Below are 17,084 nucleotides of genomic sequence, written 5' to 3' on the forward strand. Positions count from 1 at the left end.
GGCCACGGTCGCCGCACCCGCCGAGGGCTCGGCTGCGGCGCCGTCCGAGTCGGCGCCCGGGGCCGCGCCTCGCCCGGCGATGCCGGAAGAGGACGCCACCAAGGCGCCGCCGCTGGGCTACGCCGTGGCCCAGCTGCACGGCGTCTATATCCTGTCGCAGACCGAGCGCGGGATGGTGATCGTCGACATGCACGCCGCCCACGAGCGCATCGTCTACGAGCGCATGAAGACCCAGGTGCACGGCGGCGCCCTCGAGGCCCAGCCGCTGCTGGTGCCGGTCTCGCTGGCCGCCAGTGCCGCCCAGGTGGCGACCGCCGAGGCCGAGCACGAGGCCTTCGCCCGGCTCGGCGTCGAGCTCGACGTGGCCGGCCCCGAGACGCTGCTGGTGCGCCAGGTGCCCACGCTGCTGGTCGACGCCGACGTCGAGCCGCTGATCCGCGACATGCTGGGCGACCTCGAGCGCTACGGCCGCTCGGATCGCCTCGAGGCACATATCAACGAGCTGCTGTCCACCATGGCCTGCCACGGCAGCGTGCGCGCCAACCGTCAGCTGACGGTCGAGGAGATGAACGCCCTGCTGCGCGACATGGAGATCACCGAGCGCAGCGGCCAGTGCAACCATGGCCGGCCGACCTGGACCGAGCTGAGCATGAAGGAGTTGGACCGCCTCTTCCTGAGGGGGCAGTGAACGACGATGCATGACACCCGCCCACCCGCCATCTTCCTGATGGGCCCCACCGCCGCCGGCAAGACCGACCTGGCCATCGAGCTGCACGAACGGCTGGGCTGCGAGCTGGTCAGCGTCGACTCGGCGATGGTCTACCGCGGCCTCGACATCGGCAGCGCCAAGCCCTCCGCCGACGAGCTTTCCCGTGCGCCGCATCGGCTGATCGACATCCGCGACCCGGCCGAGCCCTACTCGGCGGCGGAGTTCCGCGAGGACGCGCTGCGCGAGATGGCCGAGATCACCGCGGCCGGCCGGGTGCCGCTGCTGGTCGGCGGCACCATGATGTACTTCAAGCGCCTGGTCGAGGGCGTGGCCAACCTGCCGTCGGCCGACGCCGAGGTGCGCGCCGAGCTGGAGCGCGATGCCGAGCGTCTCGGCCTGGCCGGCCTTCATGAGGCGCTGGCGCGGGTCGACCCGGCGGCCGCCGAGCGCATCCATCCCAACGATCCCCAGCGCCTGATGCGGGCGCTGGAGGTGTATCGCATCAGCGGCCGGTCGCTGACCGAGCTGTGGCATGAGCAGCGCCCGGAAACCTTTCCCTGGCGGCCGCTGTCGATAGGGCTCGCGCCCGCCGATCGCGGCGTGCTGCATGCGCGCATCGCCCGGCGTTTCGACGCCATGCTCGAGGCCGGCTTCCTCGACGAGATGGCCGCGCTCAAGGCGCGCGGCGATCTGACGCCGGAGCTCCCGTCGATGAAGAGCGTGGGCTATCGTCAGGGGTGGGAATACCTCGAGGGCGAGGTCGATCATGCGACCTTTCGTCACCGCGGCATCGTGGCCACCCGCCAGCTGGCCAAGCGTCAGCTGACCTGGATGCGCCGCTGGCCGGCGCTGCACTGGGTGGATAGCCTGGGCCCCGACCCGCTTGCACAACTCCTGAAACTGGTGCGCGAATTCGGGACTTAGCGTAAGATGGTCGCTTCGAGCGGCCGTACGACCGGGCTCATCGGTTACCCTGTGTCGCCCCCGGACGGGGCGAGCACTGAATGATCAACTCCAGAAACAATTCAGGGAGAGCAACATGTCCAAAGGGCAGTCCCTTCAAGATCCGTACCTGAACATCCTGCGCAAGGAGCGCATTCCGGTATCGATCTTCCTGGTCAACGGCATCAAGCTGCAGGGCCAGATCGAATCCTTCGACCAGTTCGTGATTCTGCTGCGCAACACCGTCAGCCAGATGGTCTACAAGCACGCCATCTCCACCGTTGTGCCGTCGCGCAACGTTCGGCTGCCGGCTCCCGATGCGCCGTCGGAAAGCAATGCGTGAGGTATTGATTGTTTTTTGAACGTCCCGACGCCGGTGAAACGGCGGTACTCGTCCATGTCGACTTCCAGGACGAGAAAGAGCGCGAAGACCCAGGCGAGTTCCTCGAGCTCGTGCGCTCGGCCGGCGCGGAGCCGGCCACCCTGCTGACCGGCTCGCGCAGCCGGCCCGATCCCCGTTCCTTCATCGGCTCGGGCAAGGCCGAGGAGCTGCGCGAGGCGCTGCAGGTTCACAAGGCCGAGCTGGTGATCTTCAACCATGCCCTGAGCCCTTCCCAGCAGCGCAACCTCGAGCAGTCGCTCCAGTGTCGCGTGCTCGACCGTACCGGCCTGATCCTCGACATCTTCGCCCAGCGGGCGCGGACCCACGAGGGCAAGCTGCAGGTCGAGCTGGCCCAGCTCGAGTACATGTCGACGCGCCTGGTGCGCGGCTGGACCCACCTCGAACGCCAGAAGGGCGGCATCGGCCTGCGCGGCCCGGGCGAGACCCAGCTCGAGACCGACCGCCGGCTGCTGCGTGGGCGTATCAAGGCCATTCACAAGCGCCTCGACAAGGTTCGCAGCCAGCGCCATCAGAATCGGCGCGCGCGCTCCCGAGCCGAGGTGCCCAGCGTCTCGCTGGTCGGCTATACCAACGCCGGCAAGTCGACGCTGTTCAACGCCGTGACCGCCTCACGGGTCTATGCGGCCGACCAGCTGTTCGCTACTCTCGACCCGACGCTCAGGCGCCTGGAGATCGAGGACGTTGGGCCGGTGGTGCTGGCCGATACCGTGGGCTTCATCCGCCACCTGCCGCACAAGCTGGTGGAGGCCTTCCAGGCCACCCTGCAGGAGGCCGCCGAGGCCACCCTGCTGGTGCACGTGATCGACGCGGCGGATGCCGACCGCGACCTCAACGTGAGCCAGGTGGAGGAAGTGCTCGACGAGATCGGCGCCCTGGACGTGCCGACGCTCAAGGTGATGAACAAGATCGACATGTTCGACAGCGCCCCGCGCATCGAGCGCGGCGCCGATGGCATGCCCGAGACGGTGTGGCTGTCGGCCCGCGACGGCAAGGGCCTGGAGCTGTTCGAGCAGGCGCTCTCCGAGTGCCTGGCCGACGACATCATCGACTTCGACGTCACCCTGGAGCCGCAGCAGGGCAAGCTGCGCGCCGGCCTGCACGAGCTGGGCGCGGTGCGCGAGGAACGCTTCGACGAGATGGGGCGTACCCAGCTCGAGATCCGCCTGCCGCGTCGCGATTTCCTGCAGCTGATGGCACGGCTCGGCGAACGCGCCGATGACTATCTGCCGGAGGCCCTGCAGGACCGCCCCCTCTGGGAGGAGTGAGCGGGGAACCGCGAGGCACGGCAAGGCGGTGACGAGGCCGGAACAACGAGACCGTAATAAAAGAGTCGCCTTCGGGTGCCGACACACCAGGGTCGGCACCACAAGGATCGCAACCGATGCCCGTCGTGCCGGAGCGCGCGGCGGAACGCAACGCAGAGTGGAGACGACGTATGGCCTGGAATGAGCCCGGTGGCGGCGGCAACCAGCACGACCCCTGGAGCGGGGGAGGGCGCCGCGGCGGTAACGGCGGCGGTGGCAACCGCGGCGGTGGCGGCAACAATCAGGGGCCGCCCGACCTCGACGAGGCCCTGAAGAAGTTTCAGGACAAGCTCAACGGCATGCTGGGCGGTCGCGGCAAGCGCGGCGGCAACGGTGGCAAGGGCGGTGGCGGCGGCAAGCCGCGCAACGCCTTCGCCCTGCCGGGCCTGCTGCTGATCGTGGCGCTGGCCATCTGGGCCGCGTCCGGCTTCTACCTGGTCGACCAGTCCGAGCGCGGCGTGGTGCTGCGGTTCGGCAAGTTCCAGGAAGTGGTCACCCCCGGCCTGCAGTGGAACCCGCCGCTGATCGATGACGTGCGCATGGTCAACGTGACCCGGGTGCGCTCGGTCAGCCAGACCCAGTCGATGCTCACCCAGGACGAGAACATCGTCTCCGTCGAGATCTCGGCCCAGTACCAGGTCGCCGATCCGCGCGGCTACGTGCTCAACGTGCGCAACCCGGAGCTCTCGCTCGAGAACGCCCTGGACAGCGCGCTGCGTCACGTGGTCGGCGGTACCGACATGATCGATATCCTGACCTCCGGCCGCGAGATCCTCGGCACCGCGGTGGCCAGCCGCCTGCAGTCCTACCTGGACAGCTACGGCACCGGCATCCGCCTGCAGACCCTGAACGTCGAGTCCACCTCGCCGCCCGACGCGGTGCAGGACGCCTTCGATGACGTCATCCGGGCCCGCGAGGATCGTCAGCGCACCATCAACCAGGCGATGGCCTACGCCAACGCCGTGATTCCGGCCGCCCAGGGCCAGGCCCAGCGCATCGTCGAGCAGGGCCAGGGCTACCGCGAATCGGTGGTGGCCGAGGCTCGCGGTCAGGCCAACCGCTTCAACGCACTGCTGACCCAGTACCAGGACGCACCGGCCATCATGCGCGAGCGCCTCTATCTCGACGCCCTGTCCGACGTCTACGGCGACACCAGCAAGGTGATGGTCGACGTCAACGACGACGCGCCGCTGATGGTGCTGCCGATGGATCGCCTGAGCCGCGGCAACACCGGCGCCGCCGGTAGCCAGGGTGGCGACACCGTGTCGATGGACCCCCAGCTCCTCGAGCGCCTGAGCGCCAGCCAGGCCGACGGCAGCAGTGACAGCCGCAGTGCTCGCAGCAACGGAATCAGCCGGGAGGGCCGTTAACGATGATCAATAACCGTTCCCTGCTCATCGTCGGCGGCCTGGCCGCCGTGGCCTGGCTGGCCAGCAACAGCCTCTACGTGATCGACGAGACCGAGCGCGCGGTGAAGCTGCGCTTCGGTGAAGTGGTCGAGGAGAATATCCAGCCGGGTCTGCACGTCAAGATCCCGATCACCCAGACCATCCGCAAGTTCGACACCCGGGTGCTGACACTGGACACCGACGCCAGCCGGTACCTGACCCTCGAGCAGAAGGCGGTGATCGTGGATTCCTACGTCAAGTGGCAGGTGGTCAATCCCACCCGCTACTACGAGGCCACCGCCGGCGACGAGCTGCAGGCCGTGCGCCTGATCCAGCCGCGGGTCGACGAGAGCCTGCGTAACGAGTTCGGCCGCTTGAACCTCTCGCAGATCATCTCCGAGCAGCGTGACGAGCTGATGACCGGGCCCACCGAGGAGCTCAACGAGCTGATGCGCGACGAGCTCGGGGTGGCGATCCTCGACATCCGGGTCAAGCGCATCGACCTGCCCGAGGACGTCTCCTCGGCGGTGTACGACCGCATGCGCTCCGAGCGCGAGCGCGAGGCCCGCGAGTGGCGTGCCCAGGGCCAGGAAGAGTCCGAGCGCATCCGCGCCAACGCCGACCGCCGCCGTCAGGTGCTGCTGGCCCAGGCCAACGAGCGCTCCGAGACCCTGCGCGGTGAGGGCGACGCCGAGGCCGCGGCCATCTACTCGGAGGCCTACGGCAAGGACGAGGAGTTCTTCTCCTTCTGGCGCAGCCTGGATGCCTATCGCTCGAGCTTCCAGGGCGACGGCAACATGCTGGTGCTGGATCCGTCCAGCGACTTCTTCCAGTACCTCAAGAGCCCGACGGCCCAGGGCGGCGAGTGACGGCCGGGAAGGGGCGGTTCAGGCCGCCCCTTCCGTTCGTGCGGGGTTCCTCCCGCCACCAAACGTGATAGACTCCTGTAACCGGGCGTGGCCCGGTTTTTTTGTGGCCGTTTTTTGTGGCCGACCACTCCCGGCATTCCCCTCCGGCGCTCCGCCAGGCGTGTGATTCACCCTGCCGCCAGGCTCGCCGAAGGCCAATCATCGTCTTGCAGGAAGAACGACATGACCATCGCTGACCGCTGGCTGCTGCCCGACGGCATGGACGAGGTGCTGCCTCCTCAGGCCAGCCGCATGGAGGAGCTGCGCCGGGCGTTGCTCGATCTCTACCATCGCTGGGGCTACGACCAGGTGATGCCGCCTCCCGTGGAGTTCCTCGACTCCCTGCTCACCGGCACCGGCACCGAACTCGATCTGCAGACCTTCAAGCTCACCGACCAGATGACCGGTCGGATGATGGGCGTCAGCGCCGACGTCACGCCCCAGGTGGCGCGCATGGACGCCCACTCGCTGAAGCGCCAGGGCCCGGTGCGGCTGTGCTACTGCACCACCGTGCTGCGGGCCAAGGCGGACCAGCATCAGGGCGGTCGCAGCCCGGTGCAGGTCGGCCTCGAGCTGTTCGGCCATGCCGGCCTGGAAGCCGACCTGGAGGTCCTGCGCCTGGCGCTGACCAGCCTGCAGGTCGCCGGCGCCGGCGAGATCCACCTGGCGCTGGGCCACATCGGCATCTACCGTAGCCTGGTGGAGGCCGCCGAGCTGACCGCCGAGCAGGAGAAGGCGGTGTTCGAGGCCCTCGAGCTCAAGTCGCCCGGCGAGCTGGCCGCGCGGGTCGAGCAAAGCGTCAGCGATCCGGCCATGGCCGGCATGCTGTGCGCCCTGGGCGAGCTGCACGGTGGCCCCGAGGTGCTGGAGCAGGCCCGCGAGGCCTTCGCCGAGGCGCCCCAGGCGGTGGGGGCGGCGCTCGACCAGCTGCGTGCCCTGCACGCCGGCGTGGTCGCCGAGCATCCCGACGTGGCGCTCTACTTCGACCTGGCCGAGCTGCGCGGCTACCAGTACCACACCGGCATGATGTTCGCCGCCCACGTGCCCGGCTACAGCCAGGCGCTGGCCAAGGGCGGCCGCTACGATGACACCGGCCGCGCCTTCGGTCGCGCCCGCCCGGCCACCGGCTTCTCCCTGGAGCTCAAGCTGCTGGCCAATCTGGTGCCCAGCGAGCCGCCCCACGACGGCATCTGGGCGCCGGCCGAGGGCGAGGGCCTGGCCGAGGCCATCAAGGCCCTGCGCGAGCAGGGCGAGCGGGTCGTCCAGGCGCTGCCCGGGCAGCGCACCGGTCCGCAGGAACACCGCTGCCAGCGGTACCTGACTCCCGCCGACGGCGGCTGGCAGGTCGCACCGCTGGCCGCGGCCAGCGATCAGGCCTGATCTCAGGCAGACACGATATCGGCACCGCCGGACGCTGGCGGCGCAGCAACGAGAGACGAGGCAAATGGGCAAGAACGTAGTCGTACTGGGCACCCAGTGGGGTGACGAAGGCAAGGGCAAGGTCGTCGACCTGCTCACCGAGTCCGCAGGCGCGGTCGTGCGCTTCCAGGGCGGACACAACGCCGGTCACACCCTGGTGATCGATGGCGAGAAGACCGTCCTGCACCTGATCCCCTCCGGCATCCTGCGTGACGACAAGACCTGCGTGATCGGCAACGGCGTGGTGCTGTCGCCGGAAGCGCTGCTCGAGGAGATCCGCGAGCTGGAAGCCAAGGGCGTGCCGGTGCGCGAGCGCCTGCGCCTGTCGCCGGCCTGCCCGCTGATCCTGCCGTACCACGAGCGCCTCGACCAGGCCCGCGAGAAGGCCCGCGGCGTGGCCAAGATCGGCACCACCGGTCGCGGCATCGGCCCGGCCTACGAGGACAAGGTCGCCCGCCGCGGCCTGCGCCTGGGCGACATGCTGCACCGCGAGCGCTTCGCCTCCAAGCTCGGCGAGGTGCTGGACTACCACAACTTCGTGCTGACCAAGTTCCACGGCGAGGAGCCGGTGGACTTCCAGCAGGTGCTCGACGACGCCATGCGCATGGCCGACGAGCTGCGCTCCATGGTCTGCGACACCGTGAGCCTGGTGCACGACGTGCGCAAGGCCGGCGACAACATCCTGTTCGAGGGCGCCCAGGGCTCGCTGCTGGACATCGACCACGGCACCTATCCGTTCGTGACCAGCTCCAACACCACCGCCGGCGGCACCGCCACCGGTTCCGGCGTCGGCCCGCTGTACCTGGACTACGTGCTGGGCATCACCAAGGCCTACACCACCCGCGTCGGCTCCGGCCCGTTCCCGACCGAGCTGTTCGACGAGCACGGCCGTCACCTGGCCGAGAAGGGCCACGAGTTCGGTGCCACCACCGGCCGCGCGCGCCGCTGCGGCTGGTTCGACGCCGTGGCCCTGCGCCACGCCGTGCAGATCAACTCCGTGTCCGGCATCTGCCTGACCAAGCTCGACGTGCTCGACGGCCTGGAGAACATCCGCGTCTGCGTGGGCTATCGCAGCAAGGACGGCGAGCTGCTCGACACCCCGGTGGACTCCGAAGGCTACGAGGCCATCGAGCCGGTCTACCAGGACCTGCCGGGCTGGAGCGAGTCGACCATCGGCATCAAGAGCGTCGAGGCGCTGCCGGCCAACGCCCGCGCCTACATCAGCTTCCTCGAGGAGCAGGTGGGCACCTCCATCGACATCATCTCCACCGGCCCGGATCGCAACGAGACCATCGTGCTGCGCAATCCCTTCGGTGAATGAGCCCTTCGGTGAAGTAAGCCCTTCACCGAATAGGCGCCGCGGCGGCTAGGCCTTCGGGCCTTCCCCCGAACGACGACGGGCCGGCAGGAAACTGCCGGCCCGTCGTCGTGTGTGGCCTCCCGCCATGAGAGGCCGGGCGCGATCAGCGTTCGGCCGATGCCACCTGCAGCGCCTGCATGGCGTCCTCGTCGGACAGCAGGTCGTGCAGCGTCTGGGCGGCCAACTCGCCGTTGCCGTCCATCACCTCGTCGAGCCACAGCAGCGCCTGCTCGCGGTTGGCGTTCTCGAGCCCGTTGGCGGTCAGGTAGGCCTTGGCCAGCGCCAGGCGCGCGGTCTCGTGGCCCTGGCGCGCGGCCTCCAGCAGGTAGTCGGCGCCCTGACGCAGGTCCTGGCCGAGGGTCTCGCCGCGCAGCAGCTCCCGACCGAGGGTGGCCTGGGCGCCGGCGTGGCCCTGTTCGGCGGCCTGCTCGAGCAGGCGGCGTCCGCGCGCGGCGTCGACGCTCATGCCGCCTTCACCGCGCAGCAGCGCGGTGCCGAGCAGCGTGCGCGCCGAGAGGCTGCCGGCCTCGCTGGCCTGGGTGAGCCAGGTCCTGGCCTGCTGCGGATCGGCTTGGACGCCCTTGCCCTCGAGGTAGGCGGCGCCGAGGCGTTGGGCGGCATAGTCGTCGCCGGCCTCGGCGGACTCGCGCAGCAGCTCGATGCCGCGCTGGGTGTCCTGGGCGACGTGCTCGCCCTCGAGCAGGGCGTCGGCGAGGGCCAGCCGGGCGCCGCTGTTGCCGCGCGCGGCGGCCTGCTCGAGCAGGCGCATGCCGCGCTCGGGGTCGGCGCTCACGCCTTCGCCGGTCAGCAGCAGCTTGCCCAGATCGCCGCGGGCCCCGACGTGGCCGCCGGCGACGGCCTGCTGCAGGTAGCGGGCGCCGCGGGCGGGATCGCGTGTCACGCCCTTGCCCTCGAGATACATCCGTCCCAGATCGGCGCTGGCGCCCGGATGGCCCTCGTTGGCGGCGCGCTGCAGCCAGGAGCGTGCGGCGTTCAGGTTCTGCTGCACGCCACGGCCGTTGAGGAAGGCCTCGCCGAGCCGCGCCATGGAGCCGGGGTGGCCGTCTTCCGCGGCCTCCACCAGGGCATTGATGTTGCCGGCCTTGCCCTGGTCATAGTGCAGCCGTGACAGGGCATCCTCGGCCGAGTCGTGACCGGCCTCCCGGGCGCGGTTCAGCCACTCGCTGGCCTTGCCCAGGTCGCGGGGCACGCCGTCGCCCTTGCGGTAGGCGCGGCCCAGCACCACCATCGCGTAGGCATCCCCCTCGCGGGCGGCCTCTTCCAGCAGGGCGAGGCCGCGTGAGGGCTGGCGCTGCTGGAGGGTGCCCTCGAGATAGCCGGCGCCCAGCGCCGTCTTGGCGGAGGCGTCGCCGGCATCGGCGGCCTGCTTCAACAGCTCCTCGGCCTTCGACGGATGGTAGGGCAGCACCTCGCCTTCCAGGTAGGCCTCGCCGAGCATGCGCAGGGCGGCGGTCTGGCCCTGGTCGGCGGCGTCCTTCAGCAGGGCCTCGGCGCGCTGGCCGTCGGCCGGCACGCCGTTGCCTTCCAGGTACATCTGCCCCAGCTGCTGGGTGGCGTAGGGGTGGCCCAGCTCGTTGGCGCGCTCCAGATACTCGCGCGCCTGGCTCGGCTGGCTGGCGTGGCCCTCATCCTCGAGGTAGTAGGCACCGAGCAGCGACAGCGCCAGGGCGTCGTCTTGTTCGGCGGCCTGCTTGAGCAGCTCGATGCCGCGGCGGGGATTGGGGGGCAGCCCGTCGCCGTCGAGCAGGGCGCGGCCCAGGGTGACCTGGGCATCCACCGAGCCTTGGGCGATGGCCGCGCTCAGCCAGTGCTGGGCGCGTTCCGGGCTGGCGGCCACGTTGGCGTTGCCTTCCAGCAGCAGCTTGCCCAGGGTTTCCATGGCCGACACATTGCCGTCCAGGGCAGCCTGCTCCAGCATCGCCTGGCCGCGCTGGGGCGCGTTGCCTTCCACCAGCGAGCGGCCGGCCCGGCTCAGGGCGCCGGGATCGCCGGCCTCGGCGGCCTTGTTCAGCCAGTGCATGTGGCGCTGGGGCTGGTGGCCCATCAGGCCGTCCTCGGTGAACAGGCCGGCCAGCTGATTCATGGCGCCGACGTCGCCGGCGCGGGCGTCCTGCTCCAGCAGCTCGGCGTAGCGCTGGGCGTACTGGCTGGAAAGGCCGCGGTCTTCGGCCAGCCAGCCGCCGGGGCCGTGGGCCTTGGCCAGGGCCTCGAGGGCGGCGCCGTTGTCGGCCTCGGCGGCACGCCGGTAGAGCGCGGCGGCCTGTTCGGGGTCGGCCTGGACGCCGTCGCCGCCCTCGACGAGCAGCTCGGCCATGGCGGCCTGGGCCCGGGGGCCGACCTCTTCCTCGATGGCCTGCTGGATCAGGTAGTAGGCGAGCACGTCGTTGCGCTCGACGCCGCGCCCCTCGCGGTAGAGCTTGGCCAGGTTCAGCGAGGCGTTGCCAGTGATGTAGGAGGGCGTCTTGATGGCCTCGGAATAGAGGCTGGCCGCGCGCGCCGGATCGGCGGGCACGCCCAGGCCCTGATCGAAGATCTTGGCCATCTCGTAGTAGCCCTTGGGCAGCCCCTTCTGCATCAGCGTCTCGAGCTCGGCGATGGCCTGCTGGCTGCGGCCCTGCTCGAGCAGCTGTTGCGCCTTCTCCACGGTGTTCTTGTGCATCCATTCCAGGGTGCGCGGCTGACCGCCGTCGAACCAGTCCGCGTACTGCGGCGGCACGGGAGCGGTGACGTGGGCGTCGGGCTGCGGGGTGGTGGCGCAGCCGCCGAGCCAGGCCACCAGGGTGGCCGAGACGGCCAGCTTCAGCCCCGTGGGCTGGCGAGGAGATGAGATGTCGCGTGGAATCTGGGTCATGATGTCGGGTTGCCTCGAAGTGATGGATGAACGTCGGAGCGAGCGTTTCACTGCTCGCTCAGGCCCTTGAACGCGGCGTCCTCGCGCTGGGTCTCATCCATGACGATGTTCTGCTGGGCGTCGGGGTCCATGAAGTAGAGCGTCATGTAGCCGCCGGCACTGCGGTTGTAGATGGGGCGCTGCCGGCGCACGAAGTCGGCGATCCGCGGATCGTGGAAGCGCGACTGGTAGATCTCCATCCAGGCGAAGTACTGGCTGTCCTTGAGGAAGCCGGTGTACTGCTCGTGGGGCGCCATGTCGCCGAGGGCGGTGGGATCCGCGAAGATCTCCAGGGCGAAGTCGACGGCGTCCTGGATGCCGTGGCCGTCCACCTCCAGGTCGAAGATGTCGTAGCCCTGACGCTCGATGACCTGCATGTTGGTGATCAGGTAGAGCAGCGCGTAGTTCTGGTAGTGGGTCGCGCGGCGTCCACGGGCGATCTCCATCGGCAGCGCGCCTTCTTCGGTGATGTCGTGCAGCGCCGAGTAGATGGCGCTGACGCCGAAGCGGAACAGATCGTTGTCTTCGGTCAGCACGCCGACCATGGTTCCGTAGAGGGCCCGACGGTAGAAGTGGTTGTTGCAGCAGCTGTTGCCGGGCTGCCCCTGGATGTCGGAGTGCTGGTGGGCCAGGTCGTTGAGCCAGGTCTCGATCCGCTCACGCTCTTCCTCCATGCCCTCGATCTCGGGGCGCACCACCGAATAGGCCATGGCCGCGGCGAAGATCATCGATTCGGTGGCGAACCAGGCCTGGGGCTCCATGGAGTCGTAATAGAAGTTGGTCAGTGCTTCGTCCTGCGACCACTTGTCGAGGAAGCGCACCAGGCATTCGGCGTAGTAGTCATCGCCGGTGGCCATGTAGCTGCCGGCCAGGTGCGAGACGTTGTCCTCGAACTGGAACAGCGGCTCCGAGGCCAGTTCCCACTCATCGGGGCTGGGGTAGTAGCCGGGGATCCGCATGCGGGTGTTGATCGGCTTGTACGCCAGCAGCTGCGAGCAGCTGGTGCCGGTCGACAGCTGGTCGATCTCCTGCAGCAGGATCGCGTTGTCGGTGTCCTCGAGCTGCGCCCTGCGCTTCTCGACGTCGAAATAGGAGGCGTCGGGATCCGTCACCTCGTAGTGCGACAGGTCGAGCTCGGCACGCTCCTCGAGGGTCATGGCCTGGGCCGTGGTCAGCCCGCCCGCGCCCAGCCCGCAGAGGGCCAGGGACAGGCCGGCGAGCAGGCGACGGGGCATGTCGCCGTGACCTAGGCGGGTTGATGGAGACAGAGACATCGAGAGTCCTCGGAATCAGGAACGGGGGGCATGGAAGCGGAAGCCGGCGAAGTCGACGTGCTGGTCACGGGGCGTGCGCCAGTCCTTGCCGTGCCCGCCGAAGAAGGTGGAGAACATCAGGCCGTCGATGGTCACGTCCTCGTCGGTGCGGTAGATGATGCCGCGCTGCTCGAGGATCGGCTGGCCGTCCACCCACACGCGGGCCACGCCGTTCTCCTGGCCGGGGTCGTTGAGGATGATCTCCTGCTCCAGGGTCACCCACTGGCCGGTGGGGAAGGTCCAGCGGCCGCGGCCGACGGACTTGCCGTAGTCCTCGTGCTGGTCGACGGCATACTCGTAGAGCTCGCCCTGGCCGTTGGCCCGCCACATGTAGCGCATGGAGAAGCCGTTCTCGCCGTCGGCCTCCTCGCCGCCGCTGGGCGCCTCGCCGCCGTACAGGCCCGGCAGCTTGCCGCCCTTGACGAAGTCGAAGCCCGGCTCGAAGCGCACCCGGTACTGCAGGCAGGCGCGCTCGGCGCCGGCCAGGGCGTCGGGAGCGGCATAGAAGCCGGCGCCGCCCGTCTCGGTATCGCCGGGCGACGAGGTGCCCTTGGGGTAGTGGACGCGCAGGCCGGGCTCATCGAGGCCGGTCTCGCCGGCCGCGAGGCGTTCGACGTTCTCGGTGCCCCAGTCGCGCTGGGTGGCGAAGCCTTCACGGATGGCGGCCTGGGCATCCTCGGCCTGCAGGGCAGGGGAGGGCGCGGCGACCTGCGGATAGCGGGTCGAGCAGGCGGCCACGCTTGGTGAGGTGATCGCGGGCCCCTTGCCCTCGGCCAGGGCCGGGGCGCTCAGGCCGGGCAGCAGGGCCAGCATCAGCAGGGCCAGGGGGCGCTTTCTCGGGATGACGTGTTCGGCTGACATATCGGGCTCCGGTCGGAGGCCGCCGCGCGGGCGGCCGGGATGTCCTCGTGATAGGGCGCTCGGGATCAGCTCGCCTGGCGTTCGCCGTCGGCGAGCGGCGCCTCGTCGTCGTTGGCGCCGGTGACGCCGTCGACCAGGCCGTCGACCAGCTGGGCGACCGAGCGGGCGCCCTGCCAGACCCATTCGGCGGCGCTGCCGACCAGCGGGGTCTCGGTGAAGCGCACGTCCACCGGGGTGCCGACGGCGTCGGCCGGCAGCGGCTCTTCGGGCACCAGCAGCACGCTGGCCACGTTCTGCTGCTGACGCACCCAGCTGGGGAAGCCGGCACGCGGCTGGCGCTCGATGTCCAGCGCCACGCTGCGCACCCGGGCGCTGATCGGGCCGGCGGTGTTGGGCAGCGAGATGTAGGCCTGCTGGTCCGGGCCGATGCGATCGATGTCATCCATGTGCACCAGCGCCTCGACCATGATGTCGTTGTCGCCGGTGCGGATGAGCGTCATGATGCGCTCGCTCTCGTTGATGTAGGTGCCGTCGGAGCTGCTCAGCGCCCAGGCCACCAGGCAGTTGCAGGGGCTGTAGACCTCGTTCTGGGACTGGCGGGCCTCCAGCGCGGTGATCCGCGAGCTCTGGAAGTCGCGGGCGGTCTCGAACTGGTCGATGCGCGCCCGGGCGATCTCCGGCGAGACCGTCTCGAAGCTCACCGACTCGCCGTTGGCCGGCTTGGCGGAGTTGGCCAGGCTGACCTGATTGGCTCCGCCATCGATGTTGTTCTGCAGGTTCTCGATCAGCTGGCTGTTGTAGCTCTGGGCGGCCTGGGCCAGGATCAGGTCCGACTCGAGGTCGACGTTCTTGACGCTGGTCAGCTTCGCGTCGCGTTCGACCCGGTCGCCGGCCTTGAGGTCATGGGCCTGGAGGATGCCTGGACCCGGGGCACGGATGTCGATGCGCGGCGCGGTCACCGCGGCGAAGTTCGGCTCGATCAGCATGAAGTTGCGGTAGGCGGTGGCCGCCGCCACCAGGCCCAGCACGCCGATGGCCATGAACAGCGCCACGTAGCGGCCCAGCGGCTTGGGCGGACGCTGGGCCGGCTGCGGCTGGCCGGCGGCGCCGCGCTTGCGCGGGGTCTGCGGGTCCTCGCCCGCCATCAGGCCTTCCAGGTCCATCTCGCGGCCGCTCAGGCTGGCGCGGATCAGGCGGCGCAGCAGCTCCTGGTGGCCGGGGCTGATGTCGGTGAACTCGAAGCCGGCGGTGTGGCCTCGCTCGCCGGCCGTGCAGTGCCGGCACTCGGCGGTCACGGGGACGGTCATCTCGGCGCCGCCGGCCTGCAGCAGCAGCGAGGCCTGGACCCGGGCGCCCTCGCGGATCGGCCGCTGGCTGTGGATCGCGAAGCCGCCCTGGGACAGGTCGACGCCGTCGAACCCCTGGCCGTCGTCCATCTTGACCTGGAAGGCGCGCTTCACGCGCAGGTAGCGACGCTCGTCGCGGCGCTCGTGGGCGATGCCGGCGCCGGGTGTCTGGTCGGCGCCCTGGCCCCGGCGCTGATCGCCCAGCGTGGGCTCGCTTCGATCGTGATTGTCGGCGTAGTAATCGGTCATGGGGTATCTCTCTCCAGTGGTTGCCTCCCGGCGGCGTCCTGCGAGGTCAGGAGCGGCCGGGTTGCACGCTGATATTCAGGTCGACGAGGGCCACCTTGCGGCCGTCGAGTTCGAGGGCGCAGCCCAGGGTCGTGTGGCAGGTCGCGAGCTGTCCGGCGTCGAGCGGGCGGCCGCTGGCGTCGTGGACATGACGGGCCAGTTCGGGGCTGATCTCGAGCGTGGTCGGCTCGTCGCCGGGCGCGCCGGTGAGGCGTTCGGTCCGCATGCGCTCGGTGGTGGCGACGATGTCCAGCAGGCCCTCGTCCAGCGCCAGGCGCTCCGGCGGCAGGGTGACGTTGCCGCTGGGGGAGCCGTCGGCCAGGATCATCGCCATCCAGCGATTGGCCGTGCCGGTCTGGGCCTCGGCCTCGGCGGCGGGGCCCTGGAGGATGGCCATGGCGGTGCGATCCGGCGGCTGCAGCACCCCGGTGGCCAGCACCAGCACGTAGAGCATCACCGCGATGAAGGCGCCGTGCAGCACGTGACCCATGCGACGCTGGCGGTTGACCGCGGCCGGGTCGTCCGGCTCGCCGGCGGAGATCCCCTGGCGCGACCACTTCTGGCGGTTGAAACGGAAGCTGACGTAGGTCTTGAGCAGGGCGCCGAAGACCTGGTTGTAATAGATCAGCGGGATCCACAGCAGGCTGAAGCGGCCGCGCTGCCAGGCCAGGATCAGCGTCGAGATGCTGCGCGTGAACAGGATCCACAGCGCGTAGGCGAAGATGAACGAGGGCCGCACGAACAGGGTCACCAGGATCGCCACCGTGGGGCCGATCAGGGTCGTCCACATGGACAGGCGCTGGTCGACCAGGCTCCACCAGGTGAACATGCCCATCGGGCGCGGCCCCAGGGCGATCGCCCGGCCGCTGGTGCGCAGCATGTTGCCGTACCAGCGGCGCATCAGGTCGGTGGTCGACTTGAAGAAGCGGCGGCGGTCCGGCAGCTCCTCGAACCCGGTGACGTAGACGTCCGGCAGGTAGAGCATCCGCCAGCCGTTCTTGAGCAGCCAGTACCAGGTCGACTTGTCGTCCCCCGAGAGGAACTTGAAGTTGCCGAAGCGCCAGTGGTCGACGCGGTCGTTCTCGACCAGCTCGATGAAGCTCGGCTGGGTGGCGAGGTCGAGGCGGAAGGCGCTGTAGCGGCCGGTCAGCACCAGCAGCCGGCGCGACACCGAGCCGGAGCTCATCACCAGGTGGCGCTGGGCGTAGCGCAGGTCGTACCACTCCTTGGTGACGTCGCCGCCGGTGACGATGGCACTGTTGTTGGTGGTCAGCGCGCCCAGGTCCTCGTTGGTGCGGAAGAACGACAGCGAGCGCTCGAGGGTCTCGGGCTCGAGCAGGATGTCGCCGTCCATCGAGACCAGCAGGGCGTCCGGGGCCGGGGCGCGACGCGAGATCGCGCGCAGCACTTCCGCCATGGCGGAGCGCTTGCCGTCCCCCTTCTGGAACATGTAGCGCAGCTCGATGTTGCTCGGCCAGCCGAGGTCGTCCATCACGTGGGTGATGATGTCGACGTCGGTACGGTCGGCCAGCGAGGCGAAGATGGTGGTCGGGACGCCGTAGTCCCGGACCTCGCGCACCAGCGCCTCGTAGACCCGATAGCTGACGTCGGCATCGATGCGGAACGAGGTGCACAGCACGTACAGCTCGCTGGGCTTGCCGGCCTCGCCGGCGGCGTCCGCCTCGGCCCGCAGCCGCGGGAAGATGCGCCGGTTGTACCACACCGAGCGCAGCGCCTGGACGAACCACCAGGAGTAGCGCCAGGCGCCGATGGCCCCGATGGCGAAGAAGAAGCTCTTCGACGCCGGCGAGAAGACCTCCGACGGCAGCTCGGAGAGCAGCAGCACCAGCAGGGCCAGCAGCAGCAGCAGGGCGGTGACCTCCGTCACCTTGCTGGCGACGGAGGTGTGGTCGGGGAGCTTCGACATGGCGA

13 protein-coding genes are annotated in these 17,084 nt (G+C 69.7%); 8 read left to right on the forward strand and 5 right to left on the reverse strand.

What is annotated here, in order from left to right:
* From UYS_RS0210345 to UYS_RS0210380, 8 genes are all read left to right on the forward strand, one after another.
* Positions 1–688, forward strand: a 688-nt coding sequence (locus tag UYS_RS0210345; protein WP_016855434.1) for a hypothetical protein, incomplete at its 5' end; no start/stop codon positions are given.
* A gap of 6 nt (positions 689–694) precedes the next feature.
* Positions 695–1,633, forward strand: a complete 939-nt coding sequence (gene miaA, locus UYS_RS0210350) for a tRNA (adenosine(37)-N6)-dimethylallyltransferase MiaA (RefSeq protein WP_016855435.1) — start codon at positions 695–697, stop codon at positions 1,631–1,633.
* Between the two features lie 115 nt (positions 1,634–1,748).
* Positions 1,749–1,994 (forward strand): RNA chaperone Hfq, encoded by a 246-nt coding sequence (gene hfq, locus UYS_RS0210355; protein WP_016855436.1) that lies wholly within the window; start codon positions 1,749–1,751, stop codon positions 1,992–1,994.
* Between the two features lie 8 nt (positions 1,995–2,002).
* Entirely contained in the window at positions 2,003–3,319 is a 1,317-nt protein-coding gene (gene hflX / locus UYS_RS0210360) for a ribosome rescue GTPase HflX (protein ID WP_016855437.1), read from the forward strand.
* Positions 3,320–3,489: 170 nt separating this feature from the next.
* A complete protein-coding gene (gene hflK / locus UYS_RS0210365; protein WP_016855438.1) occupies positions 3,490–4,728 on the forward strand; it encodes an FtsH protease activity modulator HflK in 1,239 nt (412 codons plus the stop codon).
* Positions 4,729–4,730: 2 nt separating this feature from the next.
* Positions 4,731–5,615, forward strand: a complete 885-nt coding sequence (hflC, locus tag UYS_RS0210370; protein WP_016855439.1) for a protease modulator HflC — start codon at positions 4,731–4,733, stop codon at positions 5,613–5,615.
* 222 nt (positions 5,616–5,837) lie between these two features.
* Positions 5,838–7,034: an ATP phosphoribosyltransferase regulatory subunit gene (locus UYS_RS0210375; RefSeq protein ID WP_016855440.1), complete on the forward strand. Its 1,197-nt coding sequence runs from the start codon at positions 5,838–5,840 to the stop codon at positions 7,032–7,034.
* Between the two features lie 64 nt (positions 7,035–7,098).
* Positions 7,099–8,394, forward strand: coding sequence for an adenylosuccinate synthase (locus tag UYS_RS0210380; protein WP_016855441.1), 1,296 nt, complete (start codon positions 7,099–7,101; stop codon positions 8,392–8,394).
* 142 nt (positions 8,395–8,536) lie between these two features.
* Here UYS_RS0210380 and UYS_RS0210385 read toward each other — a convergent pair whose 3' ends face one another.
* From UYS_RS0210385 to UYS_RS0210405, 5 genes are all read right to left on the reverse strand, one after another.
* Positions 8,537–11,305 (reverse strand): tetratricopeptide repeat protein, encoded by a 2,769-nt coding sequence (locus tag UYS_RS0210385; RefSeq protein WP_016855442.1) that lies wholly within the window; start codon positions 11,303–11,305, stop codon positions 8,537–8,539.
* A 47-nt stretch (positions 11,306–11,352) separates the two neighbouring features.
* Entirely contained in the window at positions 11,353–12,579 is a 1,227-nt protein-coding gene (locus UYS_RS0210390) for an alginate lyase family protein (RefSeq protein ID WP_016855443.1), read from the reverse strand.
* A 54-nt stretch (positions 12,580–12,633) separates the two neighbouring features.
* Positions 12,634–13,518 carry a polysaccharide lyase gene (locus tag UYS_RS0210395; RefSeq protein WP_016855444.1) on the reverse strand — a complete coding sequence of 295 codons (885 nt, stop codon included), beginning with the start codon at positions 13,516–13,518 and terminating at the stop codon, positions 12,634–12,636.
* 65 nt (positions 13,519–13,583) lie between these two features.
* On the reverse strand, positions 13,584–15,113 hold the full coding sequence (locus UYS_RS0210400) for a PilZ domain-containing protein (RefSeq protein ID WP_016855445.1): 1,530 nt from the start codon (positions 15,111–15,113) through the stop codon (positions 13,584–13,586).
* Between the two features lie 46 nt (positions 15,114–15,159).
* The gene (locus UYS_RS0210405) at positions 15,160–17,079 is read right to left on the reverse strand and encodes a glycosyltransferase (RefSeq protein WP_016855446.1); all 1,920 of its coding nucleotides are present in this window, start codon (positions 17,077–17,079) and stop codon (positions 15,160–15,162) included.
* Between the last annotated feature and the right edge of the window lie 5 nt (positions 17,080–17,084).

The sequence above is a fragment of the Halomonas smyrnensis AAD6 genome, from assembly GCF_000265245.1.
GTDB classification, from domain to species: domain Bacteria; phylum Pseudomonadota; class Gammaproteobacteria; order Pseudomonadales; family Halomonadaceae; genus Halomonas; species Halomonas smyrnensis.